Annotated in this window: 9 protein-coding genes and 1 pseudogene; 7 read left to right on the top strand and 3 right to left on the bottom strand. The window is 69.7% G+C overall.

What is annotated here, in order from left to right; genetic code table 11:
* The 3 genes and pseudogenes from ACM2XV_RS10480 to cysK all read right to left on the bottom strand — a co-directional run.
* Window positions 1-430, bottom strand: a pseudogene (locus ACM2XV_RS10480) (hypothetical protein); the annotation flags it as partial.
* Window positions 431-615: 185 nt separating this feature from the next.
* Entirely contained in the window at window positions 616-1,152 is a 537-nt protein-coding gene (gene cysE, locus ACM2XV_RS10475; protein ID WP_344773265.1) for a serine O-acetyltransferase, read from the bottom strand.
* Entirely contained in the window at window positions 1,153-2,097 is a 945-nt protein-coding gene (cysK, locus tag ACM2XV_RS10470; protein WP_487026885.1) for a cysteine synthase A, read from the bottom strand.
* A 26-nt stretch (window positions 2,098-2,123) separates the two neighbouring features.
* On the opposite strand from cysK, the gene prmC reads away from it, so the two are divergent.
* The 7 genes from prmC to ACM2XV_RS10435 all read left to right on the top strand — a co-directional run bounded on the left by prmC (window position 2,124) and on the right by ACM2XV_RS10435 (window position 7,413).
* Window positions 2,124-3,002 (top strand): peptide chain release factor N(5)-glutamine methyltransferase, encoded by an 879-nt coding sequence (prmC, locus tag ACM2XV_RS10465; protein WP_487026884.1) that lies wholly within the window; start codon window positions 2,124-2,126, stop codon window positions 3,000-3,002.
* 75 nt (window positions 3,003-3,077) lie between these two features.
* The gene (locus ACM2XV_RS10460) at window positions 3,078-3,827 is read left to right on the top strand and encodes an L-threonylcarbamoyladenylate synthase (RefSeq protein WP_487026883.1); all 750 of its coding nucleotides are present in this window, start codon (window positions 3,078-3,080) and stop codon (window positions 3,825-3,827) included.
* Between the two features lie 6 nt (window positions 3,828-3,833).
* Window positions 3,834-5,084: an MraY family glycosyltransferase gene (locus ACM2XV_RS10455; protein ID WP_344773257.1), complete on the top strand. Its 1,251-nt coding sequence runs from the start codon at window positions 3,834-3,836 to the stop codon at window positions 5,082-5,084.
* A complete protein-coding gene (locus tag ACM2XV_RS10450; protein ID WP_344773255.1) occupies window positions 5,081-5,554 on the top strand; it encodes a Cg1360 family ATP-synthase-associated protein in 474 nt (157 codons plus the stop codon). The genes ACM2XV_RS10455 and ACM2XV_RS10450 overlap by 4 nt, the downstream gene beginning before the upstream one ends.
* Window positions 5,555-5,758: 204 nt before the next feature.
* Window positions 5,759-6,556 carry a F0F1 ATP synthase subunit A gene (gene atpB / locus ACM2XV_RS10445; protein WP_344773253.1) on the top strand — a complete coding sequence of 266 codons (798 nt, stop codon included), beginning with the start codon at window positions 5,759-5,761 and terminating at the stop codon, window positions 6,554-6,556.
* Window positions 6,557-6,602: 46 nt separating this feature from the next.
* Window positions 6,603-6,827, top strand: a complete 225-nt coding sequence (atpE, locus tag ACM2XV_RS10440) for an ATP synthase F0 subunit C (protein ID WP_344756880.1) — start codon at window positions 6,603-6,605, stop codon at window positions 6,825-6,827.
* Between the two features lie 31 nt (window positions 6,828-6,858).
* Window positions 6,859-7,413, top strand: coding sequence for a F0F1 ATP synthase subunit B (locus tag ACM2XV_RS10435; RefSeq protein ID WP_344773251.1), 555 nt, complete (start codon window positions 6,859-6,861; stop codon window positions 7,411-7,413).
* The last annotated feature ends 88 nt before the right edge of the window (window positions 7,414-7,501 follow it).

Raw genomic sequence — 7,501 nt, 5'->3', positions numbered from 1 at the left:
ACGACCGGCGCAGCTGGGCGATGATGCGGCGGATGCCTGCCCCTCGGCGCCTGGCCAACGAGACGGTGCGGCGGTTCCACTGGTCGACGTACAGGGTCTTCGCCGCTGCCTGGGCATCGGGCGTGACGACGTTGCCGTGCTGATCGCGAGCGGCGGTGTCGCTGAGCCGGGTGCCGTCGTCGAACTCGACGTCGAGCGCGAACGCGGTCGCGTCCCACCGGGTCTCGAGTGTGCCGCCCGCCGCGGGGAACCAGTCGTAGCGCAGCTCGTCTTCCGACGAGACGGTGCGGCCCGCGGCATCCGCCGGCACCTCGAACTCGACCACGCCGTCGCCGGCGGGCGCGTGAACGCGGAAGGCCGACGGCGAGACCGAGCCGATGCCCGGGCGCGCGTTGTAGGTGGTCTCTGGCCCGCCGTCGCGTCTGAGCACATGCACGAGCCTCGACGGTAGGTAACTAAACAGGTTTTGTCACATCGCCGCGCGCGGGGCGCGCCGTCCGTCGTGCGCTACCCGCGCCGCCGGCACCCGGTTGCGCTGCTCGGATCCTCTCGGCGCGCCTTGGATCCGAGCAGCGCGAAGCGGATCCGAGCAGCGCAACCGCGCTCGGCGCGGCGTCAGACGCGCGCGTTGCGGTTGATCGCCGGAACGCCCGTGAGCACAGAATGCTCGGGGAAGTCGTGCGTGACCACCGCGTTCGCGCCGACCTGGCTGTGCGAGCCGACGGAGATGTCGCCGATGAGCTTCGCACCGGCGCCCAGCACGACGTCGTCGCCGATCGTCGGGTGGCGCTTGCTGCTGCTGCCTCGGCGATTCCCGCCCAGGGTGACGCCGTGGTAGATCAGCACGTCGTCGCCGACGACGGCCGTCTCGCCGATGACGACGCCCATGCCGTGGTCGATCACGAGCCGGCGGCCGATCGTCGCACCCGGGTGGATCTCGACCCCGGTCAGCGACCGCGCGAGCTGCGAGAGCAGTCGCGCGGCCACGCTGAGCCCGGGGGAGCGCCACCACCGGTGTGCGATGCGGTACGCCCAGACGGCATGCATGCCGGAATACGCGAGGACGATCTCGACCGCCGATCGGGCGGCCGGGTCGCGGCGCTTCACCGCGGCGATGTCCTCGCGCAGTGCGCGCAGGGGGTGCGCGGGCACTTAGGCGTCGGCCTCGGCGAGGTGCTTGTACAGCGCGGTCGAGAAGTAGCGCTCGCCGGTGTCGGGCACCACGGCGACGATCGTCTTGCCGGCGTTCTCGGGGCGCTTCGCGAGCTGCACGGCGGCGAACACCGCGGCACCCGAGGAGATGCCGGCGAACACGCCCTCTTCCGCGGCGAGCCGGCGCGCGGTCGCGATGGCGTCGTCGCTCGGAACGGGGAAGACCTCGTCGTAGACGTCGGTGTCGAGCACCTCTGGCACGAAGCCCGCGCCGATGCCCTGGATCTTGTGCGGCCCGTGGGCGCCGCCGCGCAGCACCTCGGTCTCGGCCGGCTCGACCGCGACGATGCGGATGTCGGGGTTCTGCTCTTTAAGGAAGCGCCCCGCGCCGGTGATCGTGCCGCCCGTGCCGATGCCGGCGACGAAGATGTCGACGTTGCCGCCGGTCGCGTCCCAGATCTCGGGGCCGGTCGTGTTGTAGTGGATCGTGGGGTTCGCCTGGTTCTCGAACTGGCGCGCCCAGATCGCCCCTTCGGTCGACGCGACGATCTCCTGCACCTTGGCGATCGACGCCTTGATGCCCTCGGCGCCCGGGGTCAGCACGACCTCGGCGCCGAACGCGCGCAGGATCAGGCGGCGCTCGACGCTCATCGTGTCGGGCATGACGAGGATCGTCTTGTAGCCGCGGGCGGCGCCGACCATCGCGAGCCCGATGCCGGTGTTGCCGCTCGTCGCCTCGACGATCGTGCCGCCCTCGGTGAGGGCGCCGTCGGCCTCGGCGGCGTCGACGATCGCGACGGCGATGCGGTCCTTGACGCTGGAGGCGGGGTTGAAGAACTCGAGCTTCGCGAGCACGGTGGCGGCTGCGTCGTCGGTGACGCGGTTCAGCGTGACGAGGGGCGTTCCGCCCACCGCCTTGGTGATGTCAGAAAGAATCTCGGCCATAGCGGAAGCCTATTGTTGCGAGGGTTATGAACACGACGCGCGTTACGATCCGCGGCCTGCTCGATGAGGTCACCCAGCAGCTTTCCGCCGCAGGCGTGCCCACGCCGGGCATCGACGCGGCCCTGCTGATCGGATTTGTGACGGACGCGTCGCGCGGGCGGGTGCAGGCGATGGCGCTGGCGGATGCCCCGGCCGAGGAACCCGTCGCGAGTCGGGTGCGCGAACTCGCCGCCCGACGCGCCGCGCGCGAGCCCCTGCAGCACATCACGGGCTCGGCCGCCTTCCGGTCGCTCGAGCTCGCGGTCGGCCCCGGCGTCTTCGTGCCGCGCCCCGAGACCGAGCACGTCGCGCAGTTCGCCATCGACGCGCTGCGGCAGGCGGCCTCGCCCGACCCGATCGCCGTCGACCTCGGCACCGGCAGCGGGGCGATCGCCCTGTCGCTCGCCGTCGAGGTGCCGCACGCGCGGGTGCTCGGCGTCGAGAAATCGCCGGAGGCGCTGCCGTGGACCCGGCGCAACTTCGCGGCATCCGGTGCCGCCAACGCGACGCTCGTCGACGGCGACCTGGCAGACCCGGCGCTGCTCGCCGAGCTCGACGGCCGCGTCGACGTCGTGATCTCGAACCCGCCGTACGTGCCGACGGACGCGATTCCGCGTGACCCCGAGGTGCGACTCTTCGACCCGGCCATGGCGCTCTACGGCGGCCCCGACGGTCTCGATCTCGTGCGGGCCCTGTCGCGCACGGCGCTGCGGCTCGCGCACCCCGGCGCCCTGCTCGTGATCGAGCACGGCGAGCTGCAGGGCGAGGCGATCAGGAGCTTGCTCGAGGCCGACGGCTGGCGCGCGGCATCCACGCACCCCGACCTCACCGGCCGAGATCGCGCGACGACGGCCCTGCGGCCCTGACCCCCCCAACGAGTTCTGCCGGACGCGGGGACGCAGAGCCGGTCGCCAGCCGGCCGCAGATAGACTTCGGCTGTCATGCCCTCGATCTACGACTGCTCCGACCCCGACGAGCTGCTCACCGGCACGCGCCTCGCCCGCCAGGCGCTCGGCCGCGGTGAGCTCGCCGTGATCCCCACCGACACGGTCTACGGGGTCGCAGCCGACGCCTTCAACGCGGCCGCGGTGCAGCGGCTGCTCGATGCCAAGGGCCGCGGGCGCCAGTCGCCGCCGCCGGTGCTGATCCCCGACCTCAAGACCCTCGACGCGCTCGCCGCGTCGGTGCCTGACGAGGCGCGACAGCTCGCCGAGGCATTCTGGCCCGGCGGTCTCACGATCGTCTTCAACGCGCAGCCCTCGCTCATCTGGGATCTCGGCGAGACGCACGGCACGGTCGCCCTGCGCATGCCCGACCACAAGCTCACCCTCGAGCTGCTCGGCGAGACGGGCCCGCTCGCGGTGTCGAGCGCGAACAAGACCGGCCTGCCGGCCGCCAAGACCGCCGCCGCCGCGGAAGAGATGCTCGGCGACGCGATCGCGGTGTACCTCGACGCGGGCCTCGCGGGTGCCGCCTACGACGGCGTCACCGAGACCGGGGCGAGCGAGTCGTCGACCATCGTCGACGTCACCGGTCTCGCCGACGGGCGCGGCGTGCGCATCCTGCGCCAGGGCGTCGTCTCGGCCGACCAGCTGCGCTCAGTGATCGGCGACAAGCTCGAGACGCCCGAGCAGCTCGCCGCGTCCGCCGACGACGCAGAGGCCGCGGCGGGCTCCGACCCGGAGGCCTGACGCCTCATGACCCTCCTCGCGCTGCTCGGTCTGTTCACCGCGCTCGTGACCTTCGGGCTGTCGTGGGCGGTCTACCGCTTCGCGCTGCGCTTCAAGCTGCACCCGGCGATCCGCGAGCGCGACGTGCACACGCGCCCGACGCCGCGGCTCGGCGGGGTGGCGATGTTCCTCGGCGTGCTGATCGCCTTCGGCGCGGCCTGGCTGTTCGCGGGGCGGTTCCCCCTGCTGCAGATCGTCTTCAACGACCCGAAGCCCGTGCTCGGCATCCTCGGCGGCAGCCTGCTGATCGTCGTGATCGGCGTCGTCGATGACCTCGTCGACCTCGACTGGATGACGAAGCTCGCGGGCCAGATGGTGGCCGCCGGCCTCGTGGCGTGGTCGGGGGTGCAGATCCTGTCCCTGCCGATCGGCGGCCTCACCGTCTGGTCGCCGCTGACGAGCGTCATCATCACCGTCATCGTGATCGTGCTCACGATGAACGCCATCAACTTCATCGACGGGCTCGACGGGCTCGTCGTCGGCGTCGCGCTCATCGCCAACTGCGTGTTCCTCGTGTACACGTACTCCATCACGGTGCGCACGAGCCCGATGAACTACTTCTCGCTGGCCTCCGTCATCACCGCCATCCTGATCGGCGCCTGCGTCGGGTTCCTGCCGCTCAACTGGCACCCCGCGCGCATGTTCATGGGCGATGCGGGCGCGCTGCTGATCGGCCTGCTGATGTCTGCGAGCGCCGTCGCCGTGACGGGCCAGTTCGACCCGTCGACGCTGCAGCACGTCGTCGGCCGCGCGCACCTGCTGTCGGCGTTCCTGCCGATCGTGCTGCCGCTCGCGGTGCTCATCGTGCCGTTCCTCGACTTCGGCCTCGCGGTCGTGCGGCGCGTGAACGCGGGGCGCTCGCCGATGGCGGCCGACCGCAAGCACCTGCACCACCGCCTGCTCGACATGGGGCACTCGCACTTCCACGCCGTGCTGATCTTCTATGCGTGGACGGCGGTCATCTCGATCGGCATGCTGCTGTTCTCGTTCTCGCCCGTCGTGCCCGTGTGGGTGGCGATCGCCTTCGTCATCGTCGGCCTGGTCGTGTGCACGGTGGTCACGCTGGCGCCGCTCGGCCGCCGCCGCACCGTCATGGCGGCCGAGGCGCACGGCATCGACCCAGAGGCGAGCCTGACGGATGCCCCGCCCAGCAGCCCCGTGCTGATGCCGGCTCCCCGCCCCGACGACCCCGACCGCGCCCGCAAGGAGGCCTCATGACCACACCGCGCCCTCAGCTCGCGGTCAACCGCGTGATGCGCACCGCCCTCAAGTGGGATGCGATCATCGTCGCCGGCATTGCGGTGATCGCCGTCGTGATCGGCGCGCTCGTCGCCGGGGGAGTGGGCGTCGGCAGCGCGCTGATCGGCGCGGCGATGGGCCTCGTCTTCCTCGGCATCACGGCGGCCAGCATCCTGTACGCCAATCGCTACGCGGGCGGCGAGCTGTTCGCCGGCATCTTCTTCGCGATCGTGCTCGGCGGCTGGATCCTCAAGTTCATCGTCTTCCTCGTGATCGCCGTCCTGCTGCGCCACCAGCCGTGGGTGAACCCGTACGTCCTCTTCCTCTCGATCATCGCGGGCGTGATCGGGTCGCTGGTCGTCGACGTCGTCGTCGTGATGCGCAGCCGGATTCCTCTCGCGGTCGAGCCCGGCCCGCGAGACGCGTCCGGATCGGGCGAGAAAGAATAGGGGCACGCGAGGGAAAGTGCGAGACATCCGCGCCGTTTGACAGCCGATTGATTCGAAGGCGTGCCGAATGTCTTGTAGAGTGAATCCGATCCTCTTGCCTGCTCCGCGGCGCACACCGCGCAGGGCTCGGCTGTATAACTCCATCGTCGCCTTTCATCGGGCGCTCGGTGCCTGAATCAGGAGATAGCGCTGTTCAGTAACGCTGTGAACCTGTTGGTTTCCGCCTCGACCAACGACGGTCAGTTCCACGGCCCTTCCATCGACGAGTTCTTCCCCGGTCCGGTGCTCTTCGCTGGCACGGTGTTCGAGATGAACCGCGTGATGCTGATCCGCGTCGTCGCCACGATCGTGCTCATCGTCCTCTTCTGGGTCGGCACGCGATCGATGAAGCTCGTGCCCACGCGCTTCCAGTCGGTCGTCGAGATGGGGCTCGACTTCATCCGCGTCGGCGTCGTCGAAGACCTGCTCGGCAAGAAGGACGGCCGGCGGTTCTTCCCGCTGATCGCCGCGATCTTCTTCTTCGTGCTGTTCATGAACATCACGGGCGTCATCCCGTTCATGAACATCGCAGGCTCCTCCGTGATCGGCGTGCCGCTGCTGCTCGCCGCGGTCTCCTACGTGGCGTTCATCTACGCCGGTGTCCGCAAGGGAACGGGCCACTTCTTCAAGAACTCGCTCTTCCCCGCCGGCGTGCCGTGGCCGCTGTACATCATCGTGACCCCGATCGAGTTCATCTCGACCTTCATCGTGCGCCCCGTCACGCTGACGCTGCGACTGCTGATGAACATGATCGTCGGCCACCTGCTGCTCGTGCTGTTCTTCACCGCGACGACCTTCTTCTTCATCGAGGGTCCGGTCGCGTTCAAGGCCTTCGGCCTCGGCACCCTCGCCTTCGGCTTCGCGTTCCAGCTCTTCGAGGTGCTGGTCGCGCTGCTGCAGGCATACGTCTTCGCAATCCTCACCACTGTCTACATCCAGTTGGCAGTGGCGGACGAGCACTAACCGGGCCGGCATCCGCCGTCCTGATCACGGAAGGAAAACACACACAGTGGACATCGCTGCTATCTCCGGCAACATCGCCACCGTCGGTTACGGCCTCGCGGCCATCGGCCCGGCCATCGGCGTGGGCATCGTCGTCGGCAAGACGATCGAGGGTGTCGCCCGCCAGCCCGAGCTCGCCTCGCGCCTGCAGGTGCTGATGTGGATCGGTATCGCGTTCACCGAGGCGCTCGCGTTCATCGGTATCGCGACGTACTTCATCTTCACCAACTAGTCCTGCCCGCACCGAGCAATAAGGAGGCGTGATGGTTCACGCAGTCGTAGCTGCGGCAGAGGCAAGCACGAACCCGCTCATCCCCGAGTGGTCCGACCTCATCTGGGCGGCGCTGTGCTTCGTCGTCGTGGTCGTGTTCTTCGTGTGGAAGTTCATCCCGAGCTTCACGAAGCTGCTCGACGACCGCGCCGCGGCCATCGAGGGCAACATCGCCAAGGCCGATGAGGCTCAGAACAAGGCCGAGGCGCTGCTCGAGCAGTACACGGCGCAGCTGGCGGATGCCCGCAGCGAGGCGGCCTCCATCAAGGAGCAGGCCCGCGAAGAGGGCAAGCGGATCGTCGCCGAGCAGAAGGAGCAGGCGGCCATCGAAGCCGCCCGCGTCACCCAGGCCGCCCAGGCGCAGATCGAGGCCGAGCGCAAGCAGGCCGCGACCCAGCTGCGCAGCGAGGTCGGCACGCTCGCGATCGACCTGGCTTCCGGCGTCATCGGCGAAACGCTGAAGGACGACGCGAAGGCGGCGGGCATCGTCGACCGCTTCCTGGCCGAGCTCGAGGCGAGCGAGGGCAAGGCGGGGGCGCAGGCCTGATGGGCAGTGCCACCCGCGACGCGCTGACCGCTGTGCGTGAGACTCTCGTGCAGCAGGGCGGCGCGGCCGACCTCGGCGTCGCAGAAGA

The sequence above is a fragment of the Gryllotalpicola sp. CP2-P1 genome (assembly GCF_057512245.1).
This window is presented reverse-complemented; position numbering and strand designations above follow the sequence as displayed.

What these genes read in the sequence shown, in the direction of transcription:
- cysK (WP_487026885.1), bottom strand. Translation starts at nt 2,097, where the DNA reads ATGGCCGAGATTCTTTCTGACATCACCAAGGCGGTGGGCGGAACGCCC.
- ACM2XV_RS10435 (WP_344773251.1), top strand. Translation starts at nt 6,859, where the DNA reads ATGGTTCACGCAGTCGTAGCTGCGGCAGAGGCAAGCACGAACCCGCTC.
- ACM2XV_RS10455 (WP_344773257.1), top strand. Translation starts at nt 3,834, where the DNA reads ATGACCCTCCTCGCGCTGCTCGGTCTGTTCACCGCGCTCGTGACCTTC.
- ACM2XV_RS10460 (WP_487026883.1), top strand. Translation starts at nt 3,078, where the DNA reads ATGCCCTCGATCTACGACTGCTCCGACCCCGACGAGCTGCTCACCGGC.
- ACM2XV_RS10450 (WP_344773255.1), top strand. Translation starts at nt 5,081, where the DNA reads ATGACCACACCGCGCCCTCAGCTCGCGGTCAACCGCGTGATGCGCACC.
- prmC (WP_487026884.1), top strand. Translation starts at nt 2,124, where the DNA reads ATGAACACGACGCGCGTTACGATCCGCGGCCTGCTCGATGAGGTCACC.